25 protein-coding genes are annotated in these 25,626 nt (G+C 65.5%); 5 read left to right on the top strand and 20 right to left on the bottom strand.

Features of this window, described 5'->3' with window-relative positions:
* Positions 1 to 15: 15 nt before the first annotated feature.
* The 7 genes from B6V76_RS14030 to gltX all read right to left on the bottom strand — a co-directional run bounded on the left by B6V76_RS14030 (position 16) and on the right by gltX (position 7,057).
* Positions 16 to 1,209, bottom strand: a complete 1,194-nt coding sequence (locus tag B6V76_RS14030; RefSeq protein WP_075775666.1) for a LysM peptidoglycan-binding domain-containing M23 family metallopeptidase — start codon at positions 1,207 to 1,209, stop codon at positions 16 to 18.
* 54 nt (positions 1,210 to 1,263) lie between these two features.
* Entirely contained in the window at positions 1,264 to 1,920 is a 657-nt protein-coding gene (locus B6V76_RS14035; RefSeq protein ID WP_075775665.1) for a protein-L-isoaspartate(D-aspartate) O-methyltransferase, read from the bottom strand.
* A complete protein-coding gene (surE, locus tag B6V76_RS14040) occupies positions 1,917 to 2,702 on the bottom strand; it encodes a 5'/3'-nucleotidase SurE (RefSeq protein WP_088720174.1) in 786 nt (261 codons plus the stop codon). Before surE ends, B6V76_RS14035 begins: the two co-directional genes overlap by 4 nt.
* A 135-nt stretch (positions 2,703 to 2,837) precedes the next feature.
* Positions 2,838 to 3,512: an SDR family oxidoreductase gene (locus B6V76_RS14045; protein WP_088727736.1), complete on the bottom strand. Its 675-nt coding sequence runs from the start codon at positions 3,510 to 3,512 to the stop codon at positions 2,838 to 2,840.
* 224 nt (positions 3,513 to 3,736) lie between these two features.
* Positions 3,737 to 4,099 carry a DUF1284 domain-containing protein gene (locus tag B6V76_RS14050; RefSeq protein ID WP_276206139.1) on the bottom strand — a complete coding sequence of 121 codons (363 nt, stop codon included), beginning with the start codon at positions 4,097 to 4,099 and terminating at the stop codon, positions 3,737 to 3,739.
* A 188-nt stretch (positions 4,100 to 4,287) separates the two neighbouring features.
* On the bottom strand, positions 4,288 to 5,583 hold the full coding sequence (gltA, locus tag B6V76_RS14055) for a citrate synthase (protein WP_075775661.1): 1,296 nt from the start codon (positions 5,581 to 5,583) through the stop codon (positions 4,288 to 4,290).
* A 79-nt stretch (positions 5,584 to 5,662) separates the two neighbouring features.
* Entirely contained in the window at positions 5,663 to 7,057 is a 1,395-nt protein-coding gene (gene gltX / locus B6V76_RS14060) for a glutamate--tRNA ligase (RefSeq protein WP_088727738.1), read from the bottom strand.
* 113 nt (positions 7,058 to 7,170) lie between these two features.
* On the opposite strand from gltX, the gene B6V76_RS14065 reads away from it, so the two are divergent.
* Complete coding sequence (locus B6V76_RS14065) at positions 7,171 to 9,294, top strand: ComEC/Rec2 family competence protein (RefSeq protein ID WP_088727739.1); 2,124 nt, start codon at positions 7,171 to 7,173, stop codon at positions 9,292 to 9,294.
* A 109-nt stretch (positions 9,295 to 9,403) separates the two neighbouring features.
* Here the strand turns inward: B6V76_RS14065 and lexA are convergent, their stop codons facing one another.
* The 6 genes from lexA to B6V76_RS14095 all read right to left on the bottom strand — a co-directional run bounded on the left by lexA (position 9,404) and on the right by B6V76_RS14095 (position 14,299).
* Positions 9,404 to 10,120, bottom strand: coding sequence for a transcriptional repressor LexA (gene lexA / locus B6V76_RS14070; protein ID WP_088727740.1), 717 nt, complete (start codon positions 10,118 to 10,120; stop codon positions 9,404 to 9,406).
* A 91-nt stretch (positions 10,121 to 10,211) separates the two neighbouring features.
* Positions 10,212 to 11,396: a gephyrin-like molybdotransferase Glp gene (gene glp, locus B6V76_RS14075; protein ID WP_088727832.1), complete on the bottom strand. Its 1,185-nt coding sequence runs from the start codon at positions 11,394 to 11,396 to the stop codon at positions 10,212 to 10,214.
* Between the two features lie 2 nt (positions 11,397 to 11,398).
* On the bottom strand, positions 11,399 to 11,884 hold the full coding sequence (moaC, locus tag B6V76_RS14080; RefSeq protein WP_075775658.1) for a cyclic pyranopterin monophosphate synthase MoaC: 486 nt from the start codon (positions 11,882 to 11,884) through the stop codon (positions 11,399 to 11,401).
* Positions 11,881 to 12,678 (bottom strand): indole-3-glycerol phosphate synthase TrpC, encoded by a 798-nt coding sequence (gene trpC, locus B6V76_RS14085; protein ID WP_088727741.1) that lies wholly within the window; start codon positions 12,676 to 12,678, stop codon positions 11,881 to 11,883. Before trpC ends, moaC begins: the two co-directional genes overlap by 4 nt.
* Entirely contained in the window at positions 12,675 to 13,697 is a 1,023-nt protein-coding gene (trpD, locus tag B6V76_RS14090; RefSeq protein WP_088724861.1) for an anthranilate phosphoribosyltransferase, read from the bottom strand. The genes trpC and trpD overlap by 4 nt, the downstream gene beginning before the upstream one ends.
* Before the next feature lie 8 nt (positions 13,698 to 13,705).
* A complete protein-coding gene (locus B6V76_RS14095) occupies positions 13,706 to 14,299 on the bottom strand; it encodes an aminodeoxychorismate/anthranilate synthase component II (RefSeq protein WP_088727742.1) in 594 nt (197 codons plus the stop codon).
* A 181-nt stretch (positions 14,300 to 14,480) separates the two neighbouring features.
* On the opposite strand from B6V76_RS14095, the gene B6V76_RS14100 reads away from it, so the two are divergent.
* Complete coding sequence (locus tag B6V76_RS14100; protein WP_088727743.1) at positions 14,481 to 16,364, top strand: divergent polysaccharide deacetylase family protein; 1,884 nt, start codon at positions 14,481 to 14,483, stop codon at positions 16,362 to 16,364.
* Positions 16,365 to 16,401: 37 nt separating this feature from the next.
* On the opposite strand, the gene trpE is transcribed toward B6V76_RS14100, so the two are convergent.
* The 7 genes from trpE to fabI form a co-directional block, all read right to left on the bottom strand.
* A complete protein-coding gene (gene trpE / locus B6V76_RS14105) occupies positions 16,402 to 17,913 on the bottom strand; it encodes an anthranilate synthase component I (RefSeq protein WP_088727744.1) in 1,512 nt (503 codons plus the stop codon).
* Positions 17,914 to 17,924: 11 nt separating this feature from the next.
* Positions 17,925 to 19,766, bottom strand: coding sequence for a SurA N-terminal domain-containing protein (locus tag B6V76_RS14110; protein WP_088727745.1), 1,842 nt, complete (start codon positions 19,764 to 19,766; stop codon positions 17,925 to 17,927).
* Positions 19,767 to 19,830: 64 nt separating this feature from the next.
* Entirely contained in the window at positions 19,831 to 21,012 is a 1,182-nt protein-coding gene (locus tag B6V76_RS14115) for an aminotransferase (protein WP_075775652.1), read from the bottom strand.
* A gap of 172 nt (positions 21,013 to 21,184) precedes the next feature.
* Positions 21,185 to 21,703: a DUF2127 domain-containing protein gene (locus B6V76_RS14120; RefSeq protein WP_075775651.1), complete on the bottom strand. Its 519-nt coding sequence runs from the start codon at positions 21,701 to 21,703 to the stop codon at positions 21,185 to 21,187.
* A 3-nt stretch (positions 21,704 to 21,706) separates the two neighbouring features.
* A complete protein-coding gene (gene gpt, locus B6V76_RS14125) occupies positions 21,707 to 22,213 on the bottom strand; it encodes a xanthine phosphoribosyltransferase (RefSeq protein ID WP_075775650.1) in 507 nt (168 codons plus the stop codon).
* An 11-nt stretch (positions 22,214 to 22,224) separates the two neighbouring features.
* Positions 22,225 to 22,842 carry a LysE family translocator gene (locus B6V76_RS14130; protein WP_088727746.1) on the bottom strand — a complete coding sequence of 206 codons (618 nt, stop codon included), beginning with the start codon at positions 22,840 to 22,842 and terminating at the stop codon, positions 22,225 to 22,227.
* Between the two features lies 1 nt (position 22,843).
* A complete protein-coding gene (gene fabI, locus B6V76_RS14135) occupies positions 22,844 to 23,665 on the bottom strand; it encodes an enoyl-ACP reductase FabI (RefSeq protein ID WP_075775648.1) in 822 nt (273 codons plus the stop codon).
* Positions 23,666 to 23,830: 165 nt separating this feature from the next.
* Here fabI and pdxH point away from each other — a divergent pair, with 165 nt between their 5' ends.
* The 3 genes from pdxH to B6V76_RS14150 all read left to right on the top strand — a co-directional run bounded on the left by pdxH (position 23,831) and on the right by B6V76_RS14150 (position 25,591).
* Positions 23,831 to 24,454, top strand: coding sequence for a pyridoxamine 5'-phosphate oxidase (pdxH, locus tag B6V76_RS14140; protein ID WP_075775647.1), 624 nt, complete (start codon positions 23,831 to 23,833; stop codon positions 24,452 to 24,454).
* Between the two features lie 139 nt (positions 24,455 to 24,593).
* On the top strand, positions 24,594 to 25,130 hold the full coding sequence (locus B6V76_RS14145; protein ID WP_075775745.1) for a cold shock domain-containing protein: 537 nt from the start codon (positions 24,594 to 24,596) through the stop codon (positions 25,128 to 25,130).
* Positions 25,100 to 25,591: a DUF192 domain-containing protein gene (locus tag B6V76_RS14150; protein ID WP_088727747.1), complete on the top strand. Its 492-nt coding sequence runs from the start codon at positions 25,100 to 25,102 to the stop codon at positions 25,589 to 25,591. The genes B6V76_RS14145 and B6V76_RS14150 overlap by 31 nt, the downstream gene beginning before the upstream one ends.
* Positions 25,592 to 25,626: the final 35 nt, after the last annotated feature.

Consider the following 25,626-nt stretch of genomic DNA (forward strand, 5'->3'; position numbering starts at 1 on the left):
GCCCGCCGCGCAAGATCAGTTGAGGTACGGCATCGGATCGACGGAATCGATGCCCTTGCGGACCTCGAAATGCAGATAGCCCTGATCGCCGGACGCGACCTTCGCGATGGTCTGGCCGCGCTTGACGCTCGCGCCTTTCTTCACCGTGATGCCGGTCACGTTGTAATAGACCGTCACCAGATTGTCGGGATGCTTGATCGCGAGGAAGGCGACATCGTCGGTGTCCTGGCTGATCAGCAGCACGGTGCCGCTCTCGGCGGCTTTGACCGCAGTTCCGGCCGACGCGGAGATATCGACACCGTCGTTCTTGCCCTTCTTGTAGGGGCGGATGATCGAGCCGGGAACCGGCATCATCATCTTCGACGTGTCCGACGCCTTGGTGCGATCGGTGCTCATGTCCGGGGTCTGCGTCTTGACCGGCTCGGAGGCTTTCGGCGGCGTCTTGTCGGGCAGGGGCTCTGCCGCGGAGGGCGGCACCGGGGTCGGCGAGCCGGTGCCGGGCGCCGTCGTGGCCGTAGCGGTCTCGACCTTCGGAGGTTGGCGGCCGGAGGCGACCGGGATGATCAGCATCTGACCTTCACGCACGCGCAGATCGTTGGGTAGCCCGTTCCATTCGGCCAGTGCCTTCACCGGCACCGAATAGTAGCGCGCGATGGAGTAGGCGGTCTCGCCACGCGCGACCTTGTGGCGGATCGGCTCGGGGCTGGTTGTGGAGACCGGGGCCGAAGCCGGGGTCGCCTTCGCGGGCTGGTTCGCCTGCGCCTTGTCGATCGCGTTCGACGCGAGCGAGGTGATGTCGATCGTCTCCGAGGTCAGTGCACTGGAATTGCCCGGCGCCGCGGTGCCGGCTGTCGTCGCGACCTTGTTGGGCAGGGCCAGCACTTCGCCCGCGTTCAGCACCGCGTCGGGCGCGACCGCGTTGTAGCGGGCCAGCGCGCCGGGATCGGTGCCGATGCGTTGTGCGACGGAGTTGACCGTATCGCCGCGGCGCGCCACGACGACCTGATAATTCGGGTAGGTGATGATGCCCTGCGCATTCGGGCGCGGGCGATCCTGTACGGCCTGCCGGGCAGCCGCGCTCGTGTCGAGCCCGCCATTGCCGTAGCCGCGCATGTCCAGATCGAACCCGTTCGGGTTACAGGCGGCCAGCGCCGTCAGCGCGACTCCACCTGCCAGGATCAGCCGCAGCCGGGAATTCTTCGTTGCCATCCGCTCGTCCTCACTGTCTCTCAGACCTCTACGGGGTCCGTTCTTGCCTGCCACTCAGTCGTTTGCCACGCCCTCTACAAGGGGGACGAAGCGCACCGGACGCAATTCTTCGTAATCGAAGCCTGTCTCGAGCCGGCGCACCCGGATCAGGCTTTGCACCGTGTCCGACTGGCCCACGGGCAGAACCATGATACCCCCGATCTTCAGCTGGGCCAAGAGCGGCCCGGGAGGGTCTTCCGCGGCGGCAGTCACGATGATTCGATCAAAGGGCGCCTGATCGGGCAGCCCATGCGAGCCGTCGCCGGAAATCGCAACGATATTGGTGAGCCGCAGCGCCGTGAAGACGCCCTCGGCCTCGCGCACGAGGCGCTTGTGGCGATCCACCGTGTAGACCCGTCGGGCGAGCTGACTCAGGATGGCTGCCTGATAGCCCGATCCGGTGCCGATCTCGAGCACGGTATCGCGCGAGCCGACATCCGCGGCCTGGGTCATCAGCCCCACGATCGAAGGTTGCGAGATGGTCTGTCCGCAGGCGATCGGCAGGGGCATGTCCTCATAGGCACGATCGGCGAAGATACCGCGCACAAACTGGCCGCGGTCGATCCCCTCCATCGCGTGCAGCGTGCGCGCGTCGGTCACGCCCTTGGAGCGCAGTGCGAAGAGGAACCGCATCTTGCGCTCGGCCAGATCCTCTTCCGCATCCTCGCTCATCCCAGACGGGCCTCCAGATCGGCGATCACGTCATGCGCCGTCAGATCGGCGCGCATCGGCGTGACCGAGATATAGCCGTCGAGGTTGACGGCGGCATCGGTGCCCGGCTGCGTCGGCGTATGCTGCGGGCCACCCTTGATCCACAGGAAGCGCCGCCCCGAGGGCGCGTGGTGCGCCTCGGTCGAGAAGAAGCAATCCTTGCGGAAGCCTTGGGCGGCGACCTTGTGGCCCTTGACGTCGGCTGCCAGCACCGGCGGGAAATTGACATTGTAGAACACCCGGTAATCGCCATCGTCCCAGATGCCCTGATCGAGGAGCTTGCGCACGAGCCCCGCGCCATGCACCCGCGCCGCCTCGAACATGTCGGGGGCATTGAAGACCTCGGGGCCGATGAATTGAGACAGGGCAATCGCGGGCACCCCTTGCAGCGCCGCCTCCATCGCGCCGCCCAACGTGCCGGAATAGAGCGCGTTGTCGGCGGAGTTGTTGCCCCGGTTCACGCCCGAGAGCACCAGATCGGGCCGCTGCCCTTCCAGCACGTCGTAAAGCCCGGCCATCACGCAGTCGGCGGGGCTGCCTTCGGCTGCGAAACGGCGCTCGGCCAGCTTCGAGATCATCATCGGCCGGGTGTAGGAGATGCAATGGCCCACGCCCGATTGCTCGAAGGCGGGCGCGACCGTCCAGACCTCGCCATCGGGACCTGCGAGTTCTTCGGCGATCTCGAGAAGAACGGCCAGACCCGGCGCGTCGATGCCGTCGTCATTGGTGATGAGAATACGCATGTTGCCCCCAGTTCCCCGTCGCGTCACCCGATGCTTACCTTGCAGTGGATGAAGGGTAAAGCGGGGGCAGGCAACAGCCTGGATGTGTCGCCAAAGCGCCGCAGGCCAAGCGGTCCGCGGCGTTTGGCCGGGGCGTCAGAGCGTGTCGAGGATACGCCGTGCTTCGGCATGGCGATCGGCGAGAGCGTCGCGATCCTCGCCGGGGAAGAACCGCCCGCGCAAGGCGGTCGCCATCGGCGCAGGCTCGGCGATGACCACGCGCGGCCCGATCTTGACGGTCTCCGCCTGCCACGAGCGCAGCATCGCCATCTGTGCCGCTTTCGTCGCCCCGTAGATGCCGAAGAATTTCTGGCCCGCACGCGGATCGTCGAAGGCCAGCGCGGTGCCTTGGCGGGCGAGCAGCAGCGGCTCGATCAGCCCGATCAGCTGCGCGGTCGCGGTCACGTTCACCTTGACCGAATTGGCCAGTTCCTTGGCGTCGATATGCCCCGTCGGCGAGAGCGGCGCGGCATGGATCGCGGTATGCACCCAGAGATCGAGCCCGCCCCAGCGCGCGCCGATCGACTGCGCGAGATGCGCCATCTGATCGGGGTCGGTCACGTCCAGCGGGCCGAGCGAAGCGGTGCCGCCCTTCGCCTGAATCCGGTCGTCGAGTTCTTCCAGCGCGCCGGTGGTCCGCGCGACGGCCATGATATGCCAGCCGTTTTCGGCCAAGGCCTCTGCAATCGCCCCGCCGAGGCCACGCGAAGCGCCGGTGACTAGCGCCAGTTTCTTGCCCTGCGAAGGGTCTTGGGTCTGATCCGTGCTCATGGCGCGTTTCTTGCCACCACGCCCGCCTTCGCGCAAGCGTCAGATGCACGATCCGAGCCTCTCCCGATGATTTGCGAATTTGCGCGCGGGCGAGTCGGCCCGCTTAGCAATGCTGCGCAATGGCGGCTGCGCCACTCGCCGTCGCGGGCAACTGGTCGGCGCCGCGCAGACGCGGCGGAACCCTGCCTCGAAATCGAAGCGCTGTCCCCCGGCTGGGAATGGCGTTACGCTTTGCCCTGAAGCCGAGCGAGAGCGGCTTCGCACATGCCCTCGCTCAGCCATTGGCACTCGGCGCAGATCGTCTGGTGGACATCGGCGGGCAGGGCGGCCATCCGCTCCAGCGCCTCGCCCCAGCTGAGCACATCGCCCGGCGCAATTCCCAATGCCTTCGCATGGGCTGCATCCAGCCGGTCGATCTTCGCCTGCCCGGTGCAACCGGACCCGCGCCGCGACGGGCAGGGACCGCAGATGTCATCGGCCGCGCCCACCACTTCGATCTCCACCGCCGCGCCTTCCACACGCCGCAGTCGCCCCCCGACGATATCGGTCATGTTCGCAGTGAAGGCATCCGAATATCCCTTCCCCACGAACCCGAGCGAGCAGAGGAAATGATGCGGGCGGTATGTCAGACGGTCAGCTATGTCTTCGCTCTTTCGTAATTATCCCGGGGGAGGCCGGCGCAGCCAAGCGGGGCGCCGTCCCCTGTCACCGGGGTAGCAGAATGGAAAACGGGCCGGAAGGTTTCCCCTCCGGCCCGCAATGATCTGGTCTATGCTCAGCGCTTCTCGAGATCGACGTAATCGCGGTAGGTCGCGCCGGTATAGAGCTGACGCGGGCGACCGATCTTGCCGGTCGGATCCTCGATCATCTCTTTCCACTGCGAGATCCAGCCGACGGTGCGCGACAGCGCGAAGATCGGGGTGAACATCGAGGTCGGGAAGCCCATCGCCTCGAGGATGATGCCCGAGTAGAAGTCGACGTTCGGATAGAGCTTCTTGGAGACGAAATATTCGTCCTCCAGAGCGATCTTCTCCAGTTCCTTGGCGACCTGAAGCGTCTCGTTGTCGTGGATGCCGAGCAGGTCGAGCACCTCGTCTGCCGATTCCTTCATGACCTTCGCGCGCGGGTCGAAGTTCTTGTAGACGCGGTGACCGAAGCCCATCAGGCGGAAGGGATCGTCCTTGTCCTTGGCGCGCTTGATGTATTCCGGGATCTGGTCGACGGTTCCGATTTCGCGCAGCATCTCGAGGCAGGCTTGGTTGGCGCCGCCGTGGGCGGGGCCCCAGAGGCAGGCGATGCCGGCCGCGATACAGGCGAACGGGTTCGCGCCCGAGGAGCCCGCCAGACGCACGGTCGAGGTCGAGGCGTTCTGCTCGTGATCGGCATGGAGCGTGAAAATCCGGTCCATCGCACGGGCCAGCGCAGGCTCGATCTTGTAGTCTTCGGCCGGGACCGAGAAGCACATGTGCAGGAAGTTCTCGGCGTAGCTCAGCTCGTTCTTCGGATAGACGAAGGGCTGACCGATCGAATACTTGTAGGCCATCGCGGCGATCGTCGGCAGTTTCGCAATCAGGCGGATCGAGGCGACTTCGCGTTGCCACGGGTCCGAGATGTCGAGGCTGTCGTGATAGAAGGCCGACAGCGCGCCCACGACGCCGACCATGGTCGCCATCGGGTGGCTGTCACGGCGGAAGCCCTGGAAGAACTGCTTCATCTGCTCGTGGATCATCGTGTGACGCGTCACGCGGAACTCGAAATCTTCCATCTGCGCCTTGGTCGGCAGTTCCCCGTAGAGCAGCAGGTAGCACACTTCGAGGTAATGCGACTTCGACGCGAGTTGGTCGATCGGATAGCCACGATACAGCAGCTCACCCTTGGCACCGTCGATGAAGGTGATCTTGGATTCGCAGGCTGCGGTCGAGGTGAAGCCCGGATCGTAGGTGAAGACGTCGGCTTGGCCATAGAGCTTGCGGATATCGAGCACGTCGGGACCAGCCGAGGGCGAGAGCACGGGAAGCTCATAGGTTTGTCCGTCAAGCGAGAGCGTGGCGGTCTTCGAGTTGTCTGCCATGTAAATTCCCTTTCATCCTCCGGCTGGGCCGCGCCGGTCTATCGCGTCCGGACAGTCGTCCGGAGAGGGCGGCCAGGCCTCAGGCCGCCTGATCGTCGAGTCGAGCCAGAGTCTCCTCCCGGCCCAAAACGAGCATCATATCGAATACGCTGGGGGTTGCCGCACGTCCCGCCAAGGCCGCCCGCATCGGAGCTGCGACCTTCCCAAGGCCAAGCCCATGCGCTTCGGCAACCTGTCCGACAGCGGCTTCCAGGTCTTCCCGCGACCAATTAGCGCGTTGCAGCGCAAAGGTCAATTCACTCAGTATACCACGGGATACATCATCCAGTGCCTTGGCCGCTTTCTCTTCGATCTCGATCGGGCGCTGCGTCAGAGAGAAGTGAGCCTTTTCAAGGAGTTGCGGCAGAAGTTTCGCTGATCCCTTTACCACGGGAAGCGTGCGCATAAGCGCAGATTTCTGTGCGTCATCCAGCGACGGTTTTTCTGCAGCTGCGAGATAACCTTCGATTTCGCGCAGCAATTCGGCCTCGTCGGTGACCGCGATATGCTGGCCGCAGATATTCTCGAGCTTCTTGAAATCGAGCCGCGCCGGCGCCTTGTTGATGCCGGTGATGTCGAACCATTCCTTCGCCTGTTCGTCGGTGAAGAATTCGTCGTCGCCATGGCTCCAGCCGAGCCGCGCGAGGTAGTTGCGCATGCCCGTCGCCGGGTAGCCCATCGCCTGATACTGCTCGAGGCCCACCGCGCCGTGGCGCTTCGACAGCTTCTTGCCGTCGGGGCCGTGAATCAGCGGGATATGCGCGAAGGTCGGCACGTCCCAATCCAACGCGCGATAGACCAGCATCTGCCGCGCGGCATTGACGAGATGGTCGTCCCCGCGGATCACATGGGTCACGCCCATATCATGGTCATCGACGACAACGGCCAGCATGTAGGTCGGTGTGCCATCCGAACGTAAACAAATCATGTCATCGAGCTGATCGTTGCGGATCGTCACTTCGCCCTGCACCGCGTCCTGGATCACGGTCGTGCCCTCGCGAGGGGCTTTCAGCCGGATCACGTAGGGCGCGTCCGGATGAGTCGCGGGATCGGCGTCGCGCCACGGCGAGGGGAACATCTGGCCCTTGTTCGCCGGGTCCTCGCGGAAGGCCGCGATCTCTTCCTGCGTGGAGAAACATTTGTAGGCGTGGCCTTTCTCCAGCATCTGATGGGCGACCTCGGCATGGCGGGCCGCGCCCGCGGCTTGGCTCACCACCTCGCCGTCATAGTCGAGCCCCAGCCATTCGAGCCCCTGCAGGATCGCCGCCGTCGCCTCCGGGGTCGAGCGTTCACGGTCGGTATCCTCGATACGCAGCAGGAATTTACCGCCGCGCCCGCGCGCATAGAGCCAGTTGAACAGCGCCGTGCGCGCACCGCCGATATGCAGATAGCCGGTGGGCGAGGGGGCGAAACGGGTGACAATCTGGTCGGACATGTCGGAGCCTTTCTTCGCGGGCTCTCACCGGCCCGCCTTTACCTTTCGGAAACCATCAAGCGCATAGGCTTTCTCGGCTCGATGCATAAGCAGGGACGGGGCCGAGGACAAGCATGGCGATCAATGCGGAACCGGGCGACTGGGCGCTGCCGGAGGGCGCAAAGGGCGCGGGCCGCAGCTCTCGTCTGATCGCGGCGCTTTTCGCTGGCCTCTCCGATCCGCTTGGTGCCTTGGCGCGGGCGCGGGCGCAGCTTTTCCTGTGGATGCCGGTGGCGCTCGGGGGCGGGGTCGGTGCGTATTTCACGCTCAAGGTGGAGCCGGGCTGGCTTATCTACCTGACCGCGCTCGCGATCTGCGCGATCTCTCTGACGCTTTGGCTGCGTGACGCGGTATGGTTTCGGTTGCCGGCGGCACTCATTGCCCTCGCGGCTCTGGGCCTGCTGCTGGCGGGGCTACGCGCCCATCTCGTCGCAGCGCCGGTGCTGCAATACCGCTATTACGGCCCCGTCGCCGGGCGGATCGTGAAGATCGACCGCGCGCGCTCGGACCTGATCCGGCTGACGCTGGATCAGGTGCGGATCGACCGGGTCCCCCCCGGAAATACGCCCGCGCGGGTCCGGGTCACGCTGCATGGCGATCAGAGCGAGTTCACCCCGGAGCCCGGCGCGCAGGTCATGCTCACGGCGAATCTCTTGCCCCCGCCGCCGCCAGCCGCGCCCCGGGATTACGATTTTCGCCGCACCGCCTGGTTCGATCGCCTCGGCGCGATCGGCTATACCCGCGCGCCGGTGATGCGGGTCGCGCCGCCCGATCCCGCTGATTGGGCGATGGCGGCGCATCGCGCGCGGATGCGGCTCTCGACGGCGATTCAGGCGCGGATCGCGGGCCAGCCCGGCGCGGTCGCGGCGGCGCTGATGACCGGCGACCGCTCGGGTCTGAGCGAGGTCTCGCGCGAGGTTATGCGCCGCTCCGGCCTCGCGCATCTGATCGCGATCTCGGGGCTGCATATGGGAATCCTCGGGGGTTTCGTCTTTGGACTCGTGCGCTACGGGCTGGCGCTGGCAGGCCGACCCGCGCTGATCTGGCCCACGAAGAAATTGGCCGCCATTGCGGCGCTGATCGCGGCCAGCGCCTACCTCTGGCTCGCGGGACCCGCAGTGTCGACCCAGCGGGCCTGGATCATGGTGTCGATCATGCTCCTCGCCGTGCTCGCCGACCGTCGTGCGCTGAGCCTGCGCACCGTCGCGCTCGCCGCCACGCTCTTGCTGATCTGGCAACCAGAGAGCCTGACCGCGCCCGGCTTCCAGATGTCCTTCGCGGCGACGACCGCGCTGATCGTGATGCTCGGGCCGTGGACCCGCGCCGCGCGCTACCTGCCGCGGCTTCTGCGGCCCGCGCTGATGCTGGTCGCGACCTCGCTCATCGCTGGCGCTGCTACGGCGCCGATCGTGGCCGCGCAGTTCCACCGGCTGTCGGAATACGGGGTTCTGGCGAACCTGTTCGCGGTGCCCGCAATGGGGCTGGTGATCATGCCGATGGGGGTCCTCGCGGCGCTGCTGGCCCCCTTCGGTCTGAGCGGCCCCGCGCTTTGGGCGGTGGGGCAGGGTACGGCGTGGATCTTGCGCGTCGCGCGATGGGTCAGCGACCTCGATGGCTCCGTTCTCGCCATCGTTCAACCGGGGCCTTATGTGCTGCCGCTGATCGCGCTTGGAGCCTTGGGGCTGATCCTGACCCGCGGCGCGGGACGGACAGCGAGCATCGGCCTCATTGCGACGGCTTGCGTGTTTTGGCTGCGCGCCGACGACGAGCGACCTGCACTTCTGATCGCACCCGAGGGCCGGCAGGTCGGGGTGATGACGCCGCTAGGCCGGGCTCTGTCGAAACCCGGCGCGGGGTTCATCTCGGACCGCTGGCTTGCGGCGGATGGCGACGCGGCGACGCTGGAGGTGGCGGCCGCGCGGCCTGCATTCTCCGGGCCGCGCGGCGCGCGGATTGCGCGGTTTCGCGGGGCGCAGCTTGCCCATTTCACGGGAAAAGCCGTGCAAGACGCGCTGCCTGCGGTCTGCGCCAAAGGCGGAATTGTCGTAACTTCCGCCAAATTCGACAGCGCCATAGGCCCTTGCGATCTGTGGGACGCGCAGCGCCAGCGCGGAACCGGCGCGGTCGCGATCAGTGCAGCCGGGGAAATCACGACGACCGCGCAAGTCAAGGGTCGCCGTCTCTGGACGCGCCCCTGACCTTCGCTCTTCGCAAATATGCCCGCCGGAGGCTTCGCCCTCTGCCACCGGCGCAGCAAATGAAAAAGAGCGCCCCGCAGGACGCCCTTTTCCAGAAACTCAATGGATGTCAGTAGCTGCGGATCAGCCCGACGAGGCGACCCTGCACCTTCACCTGATCGTCGCGCAGGAGCCGCGTCTCATAGGCCGGGTTGGCGGCCTCCAGCGCGATCATTCCGCTGCGACGGTAGAAACGCTTCAGCGTGGCCTCATGGCCTTCGACCAAGGCGACCACGATATCGCCGTTATCCGCCGTGCCCTGTTCTCGGATCACCACGACGTCGCCATCGTTGATCCCGGCCTCGATCATCGAGTCGCCTTTGACCTCGAGCGCGTAATGCTCTCCGCGTCCGCTCAGCATCGAGCCCGGAACGGCGACGTGATGCGAAACCTCCGAAATCGCCTCTATCGGGACACCGGCGGCGATCCGGCCCATCACCGGCAGTTCCAGCGCGTGGATCACGTCAACCGGCATCGCGCCGCGCGGCGGATCGGCCTTGTCCCCCTCGATCACTCTGGGGGCAAAGCTTCCTGTATCCTCGGTCGCTGGCGCGCCGAATTTCTTCTCGAGAGCCTCGGGCAGTTTCACGATCTCGATCGCGCGGGCCCGGTGAGCGAGACGGCGGATGAAGCCGCGTTCTTCCAATGCGGTGATCAGCCGGTGGATACCGGACTTGGAGCGCAGGTCCAGCGCGTCCTTCATCTCGTCGAAAGAGGGCGGAACACCGTCCTTCATCATCCGTTTTTGAATGAATTCCAGCAATTCCAGCTGCTTGCGCGTCAGCATCCGCGACCCTCCGTTCCCCGGTCAAGGCACATGTTCAAGGATTGTTCTACCCTTGTTCACGGGGGCTGTCAACGGCCGAGGCGGGCGCGGCTCAGTCGAGCGGCAGGATCTCGACCGTCTCGCCCGCCTTGCGCGGCCCGTCGCCGATGGGGCGGATCAGCAGGCAATCGGCCTGCGACAGGAGGCTCAGCATCGCGGAGTCCTGGTTGTCGAAGGGCGTGACGCGGGGCAGGGGATCGCCGGGCACGAGCGTGGCGCGCATGTAATGCGTGCGCGGACCGGTGGGGCCGGTATCGGTCGCGAGGATTGCCTGTTTCACGCGAGTTTCGGGCGACAGGCCCGAAAGCTTGCGCAGCATCGGGCGCAGGAACAGTTCGGCACAGACCGTTGCCGAGACCGGGTTGCCCGGAAGGCCCAGCATCGCGGCCTCGCCCATCCGGCCCGCCATCAAGGGCTTGCCCGGGCGCATCGCGATCTTCCAGAAGCTGCGTTCGAGCCCCAGTTCCTCGGCCACGTCGCCCACAAGATCATGCGCGCCGACCGAGGCGCCACCGGAGGTCACCACCATATCGGCGCCCTTCGCGAGGTCGAACACGGTGCGCAGACTGTCGCGGTCGTCGCGAGCGATCGGCAGCATGCGCGCTTCTGCGCCCATGCGCTCGGCCAATGCCGCGACGATGAAGCTGTTGGAGCAGATGATCTGGTCCGGCCCCGGCTCTTCGCCCGGCATCACCAACTCGTCGCCAGTCGCGATGATCGCGACGATGGGGCGGCGGCGCACGGTGAGGGCGGGCACGTTCATCGCCGCCAGCAGCCCGAGGTCGCGCGCGGTCAGCGGGCGGTCGGGGCAGAAGCTCTCGCCTTGCGCGAAATCCTGACCCTTCGGCCGGATATTGGTATTGCTATCAAGCTCTTGCGGCAGCGTGATCGTGTCGCCTTCGCGCGTCACGTTCTCCTGCAGCACGACCACGCCATTCGGCCCCGGCACTGGCGCGCCGGTGAAAATGCGTACCGCCTGGCCGGGCTTGGGCTGACCCTCATAGCCGCGACCCGCGGCGGCTTCGCCCTCGACGGTCAGCGTCGCGCCGGGCAGGTGGTCGGCCTTGTCGAGCCAATAGCCATCCATCGCCGAGCCCGAGAAGGGCGGCTGGGTCAATTGCGCGGTCGCGGGCTCCGCCATCACACGACCGAGCGCATGACGCAGGCTCACGCGTTCGGTACCCAGCGGTTCGACCAGCGTCAGAACCTTTTCAAGCGCTTCTTCGACGGGCAACAGGCTCATGTTGCGCTCCCTTCAGCCTCGTATTTGCCGGATTTCCCGCCGTCTTTCAGCACGACGCGGATACCCTCGATCTGCATGGATTTCTCGACCGCCTTGAGCATGTCATAGACTGTCAGCGCAGCCGCCGACACGGCGGTCAGCGCCTCCATCTCGACGCCGGTCTGACCCGAGGTTTTCACGGTGGCGCGGATGCGCACACCAGGCAGCGCCTCGTCGGGTTCCAGATCGAGCGTGACCTTGGTGATCGGCAGCGGGTGACAGAGCGGGATCAGATCGGAGGTCTTCTTCGCGGCCATGATGCCCGCGATCCGCGCGATGCCCAGAACGTCGCCCTTCTTCGCGGTGCCCTTCAGGACATAATCCAGCGTCTCGGGCAGCATTACCACGCGCCCCTCGGCCACGGCGATGCGGTCGGTCACGTCCTTGTCGGAGACGTCGACCATATGGGCCTGACCGTCCTTGTCGAAATGCGACAGGCTCATGCGACCTCCAGAAGCGTCCGGGTGGCGCCCGCGACATCGTCCTGCCTCATCAGGCTTTCGCCGATCAGGAAGCGGCGCGCGCCGACCTCGGCCATCGCGGCCATGTCGTCGCGGGTGAAGATGCCGCTTTCGCAGACCAGATCGCGGCCCTCGGCGAGGATGCTCGGTGCAAGTTCGCGGGTCACGTCGAGCGTGACCTCGAAGGTCTTCAGGTTGCGGTTGTTCACGCCCAGAAGCGGCGACCTCAGGTGTTTGAGCGCGCGTTCGGTCTCTTCCATGTCATGCACTTCGACCAGCACATCCATGCCCCAACCAAAGGCTGCGTCTTCCAGCTCAGCCGCAAGATCATCCTCGACCGAAGCCATGATGATCAGGATGCAATCGGCGCCCCAGGCGCGGGCCTCCGCGACCTGATAGGTGTCATAGAGGAAATCCTTGCGCAGCGCGGGCAGCGAGCAGGCCGCGCGCGCCGCACTCAGGAACTCCGGCGCGCCCTGAAAAGACGGCGTGTCGGTCAGCACCGATAGGCAGGCAGCACCGCCTTGCTCATAGGCTTTGGCCAGCGCGGGCGGGTCGAAATCGGGGCGGATCAGCCCTTTCGAGGGCGAGGCCTTCTTGATCTCGGCGATCAGCCCGTAGCCCGTTTCCGCCTTCGCGGTCAGGGCGTTGGCAAAACCGCGCGTGGGCGCCTGCGCCTTGGCCTGAGCTTCAACCTCGCTCAGCGGGCGGGCGGCTTTGGCCGCTTTGATCTCTTCAAGCTTGTAGGCCTTGATCTTGTCGAGGATCGTGCTCATCCGGCGACCTCCTGCGTGATGCGGGCCAGCGTTTCCAGAGCGGTCTTGGCCTTTCCGCTGTCGATGCTCTCGGCCGCCATTTCCGCCCCGGATTTCAGGTCCGAGACCTTGTCGGCCACGACGAGCGCGGCGGCGGCGTTGAAGATCACCGCGTCGCGATAGGCCGAGGGCTCACCCTCGAGCAGTGCGCGCAGGGCGGCGGCGTTCTCGGCTGCGGTGCCGCCGATCAGATCGCGGAAGCGATGGACGGGCAACCCGGCATCCTCGGGGTGGATCTGGATCGACTCGATCCGGCCGTTTTCCAGCGCAGCGACTTCGGTCGTGCCGCAGATGGTGATCTCGTCGGTGCCGTCCGAGCCATGGACAAGCCATGCCTTCTCGGCGCCGAGCATCTGCAACGTCTCGGCCATCGGGAAGATCAGGTCGGGCGCGAAGGCCCCGGTCAGCTGTCGCTTCACGCCTGCGGGGTTGGTCAGCGGGCCGAGGATGTTGAAGATCGTCTTGCAGCCCAACTCCTGACGCACCGACCCGACATGACGCATCGCGGGGTGGTGGATCTGCGCCATCATGAAGCCGATATTCGCCTCGGCCAGACCGCGCTCTGTCGCCTCCGGCCCCGCCATCACGTCAATGCCGAGCTCGGACTGCACATCCGCCGTGCCCGATTTCGACGAGGCCGCGCGGTTGCCATGCTTTGCGACCGGAACGCCCGCGCCCGCCACGACGAAGGCCGCAGCCGTCGAGATGTTGAGCGTGTGCATCCCGTCGCCGCCGGTCCCGACGATGTCGATTGCGCCTTCGGGGGCTTTGACCGGCACGCATTTCGCGCGCATCGCGGCGGCGGCAGCGGCATATTCCGACACGGATTCCCCGCGCGCCCTCAGCGCCATCAACAAGCCGCCGACCTGCGCGGGAGAAGCTTCGCCGTTGAACAGGATTTCGAAGGCCATCTCCGCCTGCGCGCGGCTCAGCGGACCCTCGGAGGCCGAGTAGATCAGCGGCTTCATCGCTTCGCTCATGGGCTGGCTCATGCGGGCACCTTCAGGCTGACGCCTGCCTCTGTCAGGAAATTCTTCAGCATCGCGTGGCCATGCTCGGAGGCGATGGATTCCGGGTGGAACTGCACGCCCTCGATCGGCAACTCGCGATGGCGCAGCCCCATGATCGTGCCGTCATCCAGCTCGGCGGTGATCTCGAGGCAGTCGGGCAGGCTCTCGCGCTCTACGATCAGCGAGTGGTAGCGCGTGGCTTTCAGCGGAGAGGGCAGGCCCTTGAAGCAGCCTTTGCCCTCGTGGCGGATCTCGCCCATCTTGCCATGCACGATCTGGGAGGCGCGCACGACTTTCCCGCCGAAGGCCTGACCGATGGTCTGATGCCCCAGACAGACGCCGAACAGCGGCAGCTTGGCCTCGGCCGCGGCCATCACCAGCGGCAGGCAGATGCCGGCTTGATCGGGATCGCAAGGCCCGGGCGAGAGTACGATCGCCTCGGCACCCATGCCCATCGCGTCCTGAACGTTCAGCGCGTCGTTACGCCAGACCTTCACATCGGCGCCCAGCTCGCCAAAATAGTGCACCAAATTGTAGGTGAAGCTGTCATAATTATCGATGAGCAGCAGCATGGCCGGGCCCTTTCGTTTGTTGGCCCCCGGCGTCCCCGATGCGGTCAGGCGCGGATGCGCCTATCAAGGGGGGTGAACCGGGGATCGGGTCGGGCTATAGATGCTATCAGCGAAGGGCCGGGGTCAAGGGCAGTCCCCGGGAAAAGCCGCGTATCAAGAGCGGTGAAGATGGAGGCAGGCAATGATGCGATCTGTGATGAAGGGCGGGCTGGCCGGTCTGCTGGTCGCGGTTTTCGGCACGGCGGTGATGTCGTTGATCTTCCCGGCCCCGAAAGAGCCCGGCGCGGAGATCAAGCTCGCCGGAAGCCCGACGCCCGAAGAACCCGCGAATGTGGACTTGCCCGCGGGCTCCGATTTCTCGCGCCCGGCGACCGATCGAACGCCCGCGATGCCGACCCCGGACGGGGCGCCGCTCTCGGCACCGACCCGGGCGCCCCGCGTGTCCGAGCCGCAGCCAAGCCTCGCGCCGCCCAGTGCCGACGAAATCCAAAGCGCCGCGCGCCCCGAGATGTCGACCGACATGGCCGAGCCGCGTCCCGAAGCGCAAGGCGAGACGGTCGCGCTCGCCGCGCCGGTCGCGCCGGAGGCGGGCGCGCAACCGGACAACGCGCCGCCTTCCGCTCTGCAAGGTGCGCCTGCGCCCGACACCGCACCCGAGGTTGCGCCGGTGATCGAGCCCGCGCCTGCGCGCGAGACATCGCCGGAAGCCCCGAATGTCGCGTCGGCGATGAGCGCGCCGACCGTGGACACACCTGCGACGACGCCCGCCGCCCGCGAGGCGCAGCCGGATATGACTGCAGAAAATGCGCCCGCAGCCGAGATGCCCGCCTTGCCGGAGGTGAGCTTGCAGCCGCCGAAAGCGCCCGAGAAAGCAACGCCGCCCGCCGATGAGGGTAATACGGCTGTCGTCGCGACCGATATGCCGGCACTGCCCGGGGCCAAACTGACGCCCCCCAAAGCGGAGCCCGAAACGGCTCCGTCTTTGGCGGACATGCCCGCACCTGATCGGTTGCCGTCCGAAGGGGAGGGGATCGACACCGCGCAGGCGGATAGACCCGAGATTTCGACCGACCCATCGGCAAGCCCGGACCTGCCCGCCGGGCGCGCCCTCCCGCAAGGCGGGGATGCGGTGCCGACCAAGCCGCGCATCTTCTCGTTGCAGGATGCGCCCTCGATGCCGGGCAAGCCCGCGAGCGGGTTCAAATCAGCGCCCGGCGTCGTGGTGGATCGCTTGCCGCAGGTGACGCCTTCGACGCCGCCCGCCCTCGGGGACGGACCTGACGGCGGCGGCGCGCAGGATGCGCCGGGGACCGCGCAGGTCGATGCGGCTGACCTGAGCCCGATCGAGAAATTCGCAGCCCCCGCGCCAGCCGGCGACAAGCCGGAGATTTCGCTGGTTCTGATCGATCCGGGCGTGGCGAAGGGCGGGCTCGATCCGGCGACGATCACGGCGAGCGATCTGCCGATGACCATCGCGATCGATCCAACCCGGGACGGCGCTGCCGAAGATGCCAAAGCCTTCCGCGCGGCGGGGTTCGAGGTCGCGATCCTTGCGTCCGGTCTGCCCGCCAATGCCGCCCCCGAGGATGTCGAGGTGGCGCTCGAGGCGTGGCGTCACGTGATCCCCGAGGCCGTCGCCGTCGTGGAGCCGCCGGAGCCGCAGTTCCAGAACAACCGTCCGCTCGCGCGTCAGATGGTCTCGGCGCTCGGGCGCAGCGGGCTGGGCGTGGTCACGCAGAAGAAGGGGTTCGACAGCGCCAACCAGATCGCGATCTCCGCCGATCTGCCGCGCGCGCAGGTCTGGCGCGTGATCGATGACGGGCGCGAGAAGGCTGCCGTGATCTCGCGGATGCTGGCGCGCGCCGATTTCGAAGCAGAGCGCAATGGCTCGGTGGTGGTAATGCTGTCCGCTTGGCCGGAGTCGTTCCAGGGGATCGAGGATTGGTATGTTGACGCGCAGGACAAGGTGACGCTCACCCCGGTCTCGGCGCTCGCACTTGATACCGTGACGCAAGCTGCGCCCGCCCCGGAGACCGAGCCGAAAATGGAAAACGCGGGCCAGTAAGCCCGCGTTTCTCTCTTTTCGCCTGTGGTGACGGTGCTCAGCCGTTGCCGCGTGTCGCCACGAACAGCCCCGCATCCTCGGCGGCCTTGCGCAGCGCTTTGGACTTATTGACCGTCTCCTGCCATTCCGCCTCGGGGTCGCTGTCATAGACCACGCCGCCGCCCGCCTGAATGTAGAGCGTCTTGTCCTTCACCACCGCCGTGCGCAGCGCGATGCACATGTCCATTTCGCCATTGGCCGCGAAATAGCCCACGCCACCGCCATAAATGCCGCGCTTCTCGGGCTCCAGCTCGTCGATGATTTCCATTGCGCGAACCTTGGGCGCGCCCGAGACAGTGCCCGCAGGCAGACCAGCCAGCAGCGCCGAGAGCGCGTCCTGATCGTCGCTGAGCTCGCCCACCACGTTCGAGACGATATGCATGACGTGGCTGTATCGCTCGATGATGAACTTCTCGGTCGGGTGCACGGAGCCGATCTTCGAGACGCGGCCGACATCGTTGCGACCGAGATCGAGCAGCATCAGGTGCTCGGCCAACTCCTTATTGTCGGCCAGCAGATCCTCTTCCAGCGCCTTGTCCTCGGCAGGGGTAGCCCCGCGCGGGCGGGTGCCCGCGATCGGGCGGATCGTCACCTCGCCCTCGCGGACCCGCACGAGGATTTCAGGCGACGCGCCCACGATCTGGAAGCCTCCGAAGTTCAGGAAGAACATGAAGGGGGAGGGGTTCGTGCGTCGCAAGCTGCGGTAAAGCGCGAAGGGCGGCAGCGGGAAATGCGCCGACCAGCGCTGCGCCGGAACCACCTGGAAGATGTCTCCCGCGCGGATGTAATCCTTCGCGGTCTCCACGGCGGACATGTAGCCCTCCTTGGTGAAGTTCGAGCGCATCTCGCCGACCTGCAGGCTCTCGCCCAGATCCCGGCTCTCGACCGGCGTGCGGTCGAGATCGCGCAGCGCATCCGAGACGCGCTCGGCGGCCTGCGCATACGCGGCGCGCGCCGACAGACCGGCCGACTGGAAGGCCGGCGCGCAGATGATCACGTCGCCCTTCACCCCGTCGAGTACGGCCACGACCGACGGGCGCAGCAGCATCGCGTCGGGTACGCCCAACGGATCGGGGTTCACGTTCGGCAGCTTCTCCACCAGCCGGATCGTGTCATAGCCGAGATAGCCGAACAGACCCGCCGCCGCGGCAGGCAGATCGTCGGGCATGTCGATGCGACTCTCCGCGATCAGCGCCCGCAGGCTATCGAACGGGTGGCCCGGAAGATCTTCCCATGCCTCGTCGAAGCGTGCCGAGCGGTTGATCTGCGCCTGCTCGCCCCGGCACTCCCAGATCACGTCAGGCTTCATGCCGACGATCGAGTAGCGCCCGCGCACCTCGCCACCGGTCACCGATTCCAGCATGAAGGAATTCGGCTGCGCCTCGGCGAGCTTGAGCATCAGCGAGACGGGCGTGTCCAGATCGGCCGCGAGCCGGGCGTAGACCAACTGATTTTCACCCTTGGCCCAGCGTTCCTCGAACGCCTCGAAAGAGGGGGAGAGAGCGACCACGACGGGCCTCCTTACTGCATCTGCGACTGCACCGCGGTCACGGTCTGGCTGTCGAGATCGAGCCCGGCCTCCGACTCCACGGCGGTCGCGTAGAAATTGAGCAGGTCATTGGCCAGCGAGTTCGACAGCTGTTTGCCGATCTGACCCGAGATCAGCTTGGTGTCAGCATCTTCCATATCCGCCGGGATGACCTTGTCGGTGACGAAGACATAGACCTTGCCGCTGGCGGTGATCTGCGCCGGCTTGCCCGGTTCGGTCTTGAAGACCTTCGAGACCACGGGCGGCGGCAGTTCGTCGGAATAGCCGCCGCGCCCGATGCTCGCCACCTTGGTGGTCAGCACGCCGGTCTCGCCCAGCGACTTGCCGCCCTCGACCGCAGAGACGATCTCCTTGGCGCGGGCCTCTTCCGCCTGCACGACCTGATCGGCGCGCCACGCATCGGCCACGTCGCTCTTCACCTCGTCGAAGGGCTTGGGCTGGGGCGGCACGATCTTGTTCAGGCGCAACGCGAAGACGCCGCCATCCGACAGGGTCTGCAGCTCGGGATAGGCGTCGGTCGTCGCCTCGTTCGCCGCCTTGCGGAATTCGTCATATCCCGCGATGCCGTCGGTGCTGTCGGCGGTGAAAGCGATCTGGCCAAGCTCCATGTCGGTTTCCTTGGCCATCTCCTCCAGAGTCGCGCCTCCGGCCAGACGGTCCTGCAGGTTTTCACTCATCTTGCCGATCTCGTTGCGGGCCTTCTCGGCCTCGGCATCGCCCGCCAGTTCGTCGCGCGCGTCGGCGAACGAGGTCTCCTGTGCATCGATGATGCCGTTCACCTTGAACAGCGCCGGGCCCAGATCGGTCTCGACGGGGCCGACCACGGTGTTGTTTTCGGCCGAGAAGACCGCGTCGGCGGCCTTGCCCAGATCGTCGCGAGTCACGTCGCCCAGATCGGCATCGTCCAGCGTCAGGCCGCGATCCTTCGCAAGATCGGCAAAGGTCGCGCCGCCGTCCAGCTTGGCTTTAGCGGCTTTCGCGGCATCCATGTCGGAATAGACGAGACGCTCCACGAGGCGCTTCTCGGGCTGCTTGAACTCGTCGATCCGACGCTCGTATTCGGCCTTCAGCGTGGCGTCGTCGATCTTCACCTTGTCGGCCAGCATCTCAGGCGTCAGCCAGGCATAGGTGATGTCACGCGTCTCGGGCGCGGTGAACTGATCGATATGGTCGTTGTAATAGGTTTTGAGCTGCTCGTCCGTCGGATCCGGGATCGCCTTGGTCAGATCGCTCTCCGTCACTTCCGCCCAAGTGAAGCCGCGCTTCTCGCCTACATATTGCGTATAGGCATCCACGACGGGCTTGGGGGCATCCACGCCGCCCGCGACTGCGCCCTGAATGATCGAGCGGGCGAGATCGTCGCGCAGCTGCGCTTCGAATTGCTGTTCGGAATAGCCTTGCTGGCGCAGCGCGAACTTGTAGGTCTCGCGGTCGAACTTGCCCGAGGCGTTCTGGAAGGCCGGGATGTCGTAGATCTTCTGCTGCAGCTGCTTGTCGCCGACCGAGACGCCAAGACGCCGCGCGCCCTCACCGATCGCGGCCTGACCGATCAGCTTGCCCAGCACCCGCTGGTCCGCGCCCGACGCCTTCATCTGCGCCATCGTCACCGCCTGGCCAAGCTGCTGCGAGCGCTGCTGCATTTCCTGACGCAGAGCGCGAGCGTAATCGTCCACGGTGATCTTGGTCTCGCCGACCGCGCCGACCGACTTGGCCGAACCGGAGAAGCTGCGTAGCCCGAAACCGCCGAGACCAAGGATCAGCATGGCCAGCAAGATCCAGACGACGACACTCTTGCCGTGGCTGCGCATCTTCATCGGGGGTCCTCCTCGGGAATTGTCTTTTGGCGCTGTTTAGGGCTTTGATTACTGGCCTGCAAGGCTAGCTGCGCGCGAGGCTCGCCAGCCGGTCGCGCAGCGCCGCGATCCCGTCACTGTCGACATTGGCGAAGGCGATCCGCATCTGCTGCGCGGCTCCGTTTGCGCCCTGTGGCATGAACATCGTGCCGGGCAGCATCAGCACGCCCGCCTCGCGCACCAGAGCCTGCGCGAAATCAGGAGAGGGGCGCGGATCGGGATGGGTGACATAGGCGAAATAGGCGCCGCAGCCCAGCATCTTCCAGCCTTCGAGATCGGCGAAGGCCGCCTCCATCGCGGTGCGGCGGCGCAGGATTTCCTCGCGCTCGCCCGCGACCCATTGCGACAGGTGGACCATCCCCCACAGCGCTGCCATCTGACCAAGCTGCGAGGGGCAGATGGCCACCGTGTCGAGAAATTTCTCGACCTCTGCGAGGCGCGCCTCGCCTGCGACGATGGCGCCGACGCGATGCCCCGTCAGGCGATAGGCTTTCGAGAAGGAATAGAGATGGATGAAATAGTCCGGCCAGTCGGGATCGGAGAACAGGTCATGCGGAGCTCCATTGCGCGAGTCGAAGTCGCGATAGGTCTCGTCCACGATCAGCGCGAGCTTGTGACGCTTGGCCAGATCGGCGAAGGCGCGCAGCAGCTCGGCCGGATATTCCGCCCCGCCCGGGTTGTTGGGCGAGACGAGCACGATCGCCCGGGTCTTGCCGGTGATCTTCGCGGCGGCCTCCTCGGGATCGGGCAGAAGCCCCGCGCCGGGGGCGAGCGGCACCGTGTGCACGCCCGCCATGTCGAGCCACATCTTGTGATTGAAATACCAAGGCGTCGGCAGGATCACCTCGTCGCCCGGGCCTGCGAGCGTGGCCAGCGTCGCGCAGAACGCCTGATTGCAGCCTTGGGTGATCGCGACCTGACGCGCGGCGACCTCGCCGCCATAGGCCAGCGACCATTGATGCGCGAGTTCCGCGCGCAGATCGGGAAGGCCCAGAACCGGTCCGTAGAGATGCGCCTGCGGATCGTTCAGCGCGGCTTCGGCGATGGCTTGGCGCAGCGCCTCGGGCGGCGGATCGACGGGGGCTGCCTGCGAGACATTGATCAGCGGGCGATCGGCGGTGAACTCGACCCCGTCGAGCCAGCGCCGCGCCTCCATGACCGGGGGCGGGAAGGTGGCGGCGAGGGCGGGGTTGAGCGGATGGGGCATGAAGGTCCTCTTGGCTGATCGGCGCGAGATCAGCAGAGCGCCGCGCGCTTGGCAAGAGGCGGGAGCCTCCGGCAGGGATATTTGGATCGAGAAGAAGGGGGCTGCGCTTCCTCTTGTCGGGAATATCTCGGGGGTGAGGCGCAAACGGAGGCAGATAAGCGGGCAGCGCGCCCTAGCTGCGTCCCTCATGGTGGTTGCGCCATGCGAAGCTGTGCCGCACATACCACTCGCGTAGGGTCAGCGCGATGACCACGAGATCCAGCACCGTCAGCGCCAGCATGCCTGCGCCATGGTTCAGACTGTAGAGATACATCTGGTAGGCCACGAAGCCGGTCATCATCACGATCGCCATCGGGTAGGCCCAGATCAGTCCACGGATCAGCAGGATCACCACGACCAGCTTCAGCAAGCCGTGGCTGGTGAAATAGAAACCGTAGAAATCCTGAGTCTGGATCGAGAAGTGATGGGCCGCGTTGAGGAACGCATTGGCGATGCGGTCATTGGGATCCTCGCGCAGCTCGCGCGCGGTCAGCCAATGCGCGGCGTCGAAGACCGCATTCTTCGGCAGCCCGAGAAGCGCGAGGCCGGACAGCGTTTCCGCAATCTCGAAGATCGCCTTGATGATCAGGCTGACCTCGAAAAGCCAGTGCAGGAACCGCCCGAGAGGGGTTCCGGGTGCGCCGAACCGCACTGATCAGTCCGTGCCGCGATAGGGTTGCACATATTGCAGCGCCATGTCCCAGGGGAAGAAGATCCAAGTGTCCTGGCTGACTTCGGTGATGAAGGTGTCGACCAGCGGTGCGCCCATCGGCTTGGCGTAGACGGTCGCGAATTGCGCCTTCGGGAAGAGGTCGCGCACCAGCTTCAGCGTGTTGCCGGTATCGACGAGGTCGTCGACGATCAGCACGCCTTCGCCGCCGTTTTCCATCAGGCTCTCCTGCGTGGGCTTGATGACCTGCGCTTCGCGTTGTTCCTGATGGTTGTAGCTTTTGACCGAGATCGTATCGACCGTGCGGATGTCCAGTTCGCGCGCGACGATCGCCGCCGGAACGAGGCCGCCACGGGTGATGCCTACCACGGCGCGCCAGCTGCCGTCGCCCGGCCCCTTGCCGTCGAGGCGCCATGCCAGCGCACGGGCGTCCCGGTGGATTTGGTCCCAGCTGACGTGGAAGCCTTTTTCATGCGGCAGACGATCGGACATCGGGGGTCTCCTCAGCTCAGAGCGAGTTTCAGACCGAGCAGCGCCAGCAGGCCGCCGAAGCAGCGCTCGATCACGGTTTTCAGGTTCAGATAGGCCGCGCGCGTCTTCTCGAGCGAGAATATCCGCGCGACGATGACGTTCCATCCCGCATCGTTGAACATCACGATGCCGAGGATCGCGGCATAGGCCCATGCGGGCGCCGAGGGCGGGATGAAGGTCAGGAAGACGGTGCCGAAGAATACGGCGGGTTTCGGGTTGGCGAGCTGGGTCGAGATGCCGAGCCAGATCAGACGCGGAGCCGAGCGGGTGCGGGGCAGGTCGGGAATCTCATCGTCCATCGGATCGTCCGCGTGGCGCCACATCTTGTATGCGAGCCACAGCAGATAGGCCGCGCCGGCGATTTTCAGCGTGGTAAGCAGGGCAGGGGCGATCTTGAAGATGAGGGCGAGACCGAACAGCGCCGCCGCCGCCCAGATAACCGCGCCCAAGCCGATCCCGAGTGCGAGCCAGATGCCGCGCTGGAACCCGTCGCGCAGTCCCGTGCGCGCGGCCAGCAGCACAGCTGGCCCCGGCGACATCGCCGCGGCCAGATGCACGAAATAGATCGCGGTGAGGGCCGCGAGGGTCATCTCATTCCTTCCGCTTGGTGACCACGTCGATATCGGGTGCGTCGACCGCTTTCATGCCCACGACGTGATAGCCCGCGTCAACATGCAGCGTCTCGCCGGTGGTGCCGGAGCCGAGATCGGAGAGCAGGTAGAGCGCGGCCTTGCCGACCTCTTCCTGCGTCACGTTGCGGCGCAGCGGCGAGTTCAGCTCGTTCCACTTCATGATGTAGCGGAAATCGCCGATGCCCGAAGCCGCGAGCGTCTTGATCGGACCGGCGGAGATCGCGTTGCAGCGGATTCCGTCCTTGCCGAGGTCCTCTGCGATATACATCACGCTGGCTTCCAGCGCCGCTTTCGCCACGCCCATCACGTTGTAATGCGGCATGACCTGCTCGGCACCGTAATAGGTCAGCGTGAGCAGCGAGCCGCCCTCGTTCATCATCGCAGCAGCTTCCTTGCATACTGCGGTGAAGGAATAGACCGAGATGTCCATCGTGGTTTTGAAGTTGTCGCGCGAGGTGTCGACATAGCGCCCGCGCAGCTCCGACTTGTCGGAGAAACCGATCGCGTGGACGACGAAATCGATGCTGTCCCAATGCGTGCGCAGCGTCTCGAAAAGGCTCTTGATCGAGTCGCCGTTGGCGACGTCGCATTCGACGAGGATCTCGGAGCCGAGCTGTTCGGCCAGCGGTCCCACGCGCTTCTTGAGCGCCTCGCCCTGGAACGAGAAGGCGAGTTCCGCTCCCGCATCCGCGAGGGCCTTGGCGATGCCCCAGGCGATGGATTTGTCATTCGCAAGGCCCATGATCAGCCCGCGTTTGCCCGCCATCAGGTTGTTCGACATGTCAGGTTGTCCCCCGCTTCGCTCTGGTAAGTCCGAATGCTTTAGGCGAAAGGTGAAGACGCATCAAGGCTACTGACCTCCGGTCAAGCATGATCGTGTGGATCGTGTTGCCGATCGGAGCGTTGGGCACGGTGTGCCATGCGACGGGCCAGACTGGAGGCGAGTATGAGTGACAGAACCGGAATTTTCGCGGGCGACGATCCTTTCGCGATCGCGCAGGCTTGGCTGAGCGAAGCCGAAGAGACCGAGATCAACGATCCCAATGCGATAGCGCTGGCGACGGTCGATCCGGACGGGCTGCCCAATGCGCGCATGGTTCTCCTCAAGGAAATAGAGGGGCGCGACATGCCCTCGGGCGGGGCGTTCGTTTTCTACACCAACTACGGATCGGTGAAGGCGCAGGAGATCGAGAGCGCCGGAAAAGCTGCTTTCGTGATGCATTGGAAGTCATTGCGCCGCCAGATTCGGGTTCGCGGTATGGTTGAACGCGAAGAAGGGCCGCAGGCCGATGTCTATTACAAGTCACGCTCCTTGAAATCGCGTCTCGGGGCCTGGGCCTCGCGACAAAGTGAGCCGCTGAGCTCGCGCAGCGCGCTGATGGCGGAGGTCGCGAAGGTGACCGCGGGTCATGGCACAAATCCGGAACGACCGCCTTTCTGGGGAGGGTTCAGAATCAAGCCCTTGGAGTTGGAATTTTGGGCGGACGGCGCATTTCGCCTTCACGATCGTTTCCGTTGGAGCCGGCAAACCCTTGCCGATGCGTGGGAAGTGACCCGCCTAAACCCCTGAAACTCGCGCTTCGTGAATTGCATAGGGTCTTGAAACTTTGAGAATTCTCTTGAAGTGTCGCGTGAATACCGCATCTCCTGAGTGAGGTGCGGGCGGAAATGCGAACAGGAAAGCCCGAAGTATGCAAACGGGATGGAAGATGCTGGGGGAGTCGGAGGCCGAGCCTCGCGAAGTCACCGGCACCGTTAAATGGTTTGACCCAGTCAAAGGGTTCGGCTTCATCGTCGATGGCGAAGGGGGGCCGGATATCCTTCTACACGCGAATGTGCTTCGCAATTTCGGCCAGGGCTCGATTGCTGACCGCGCACGGATTCGTGTCCAGATGCAGCTGACCCCGCGCGGCGCGCAGGCGGTCGAGGTCTTGGAGATTTTACCCCCGGAAGGCGAGCCCGTCGCGCCGATCGAAGATTTGGGTGACAACAGTTTCGACGATATCGCGGCCCTGCCGCTGGAACCGGCGCGGGTGAAGTGGTTTGAAAAGGCCAAGGGATTCGGCTTTGCCAACATCTTCGAAAACGAAGAGGATATTTTCATTCACATGGAGGTTCTGCGTCGATCGGGCTTCGCCGATCTCAGCCCCGGCGAAGCGGTGTGCCTGCGGGTGATCGAAGGCAAGAGGGGGCGGATGGCGGCACAGGTGCTCGCATGGGATGCTGGTTTGAAATCCGGGCGCTGAGCGCCGCCCTTCTTCTGAGTTTGGCGCCGGGCATCGCCGCGGCGGACGGAGCGCAATGCCGCGACGATCTCGCGATTCTGCGCACCGATGGCCAGTTGGTGAATTTCACCATCGAGATTGCCGATGACAGTGCAGAGCGTGCGCAGGGCTTGATGGGTCGGCGCGAGATGGACGCGGGGGCAGGGATGCTCTTCATCTATGACCGCCCGCGCGAGGTCGCCTTCTGGATGCACGACACGCCGCTGCCGCTCGATATGGTTTTCATCGATCCGGCAGGGCGCGTGGTGAAGGTCGCGGCGAACACCACTCCCAATGACGACACGCCGATTCCCTCCGGCGCGCCGGTACGCTACGTGCTCGAGATCAATGCCGGGATGGCCGCGCGCTACGGGATCGCGCCGGGTGCGGAGCTTGCGCATCCCAGCGTCGATCCGACACAAGCCGCATTTCCCTGCGAATGACCCTTTTCTTGTGCCGAACCTCTTTGTAAGGAGAG

The sequence above is a fragment of the Thioclava sp. IC9 genome (genome assembly GCF_002213225.1).
In the GTDB taxonomy this organism is placed as follows: Bacteria; Pseudomonadota; Alphaproteobacteria; order Rhodobacterales; family Rhodobacteraceae; genus Thioclava; species Thioclava nitratireducens.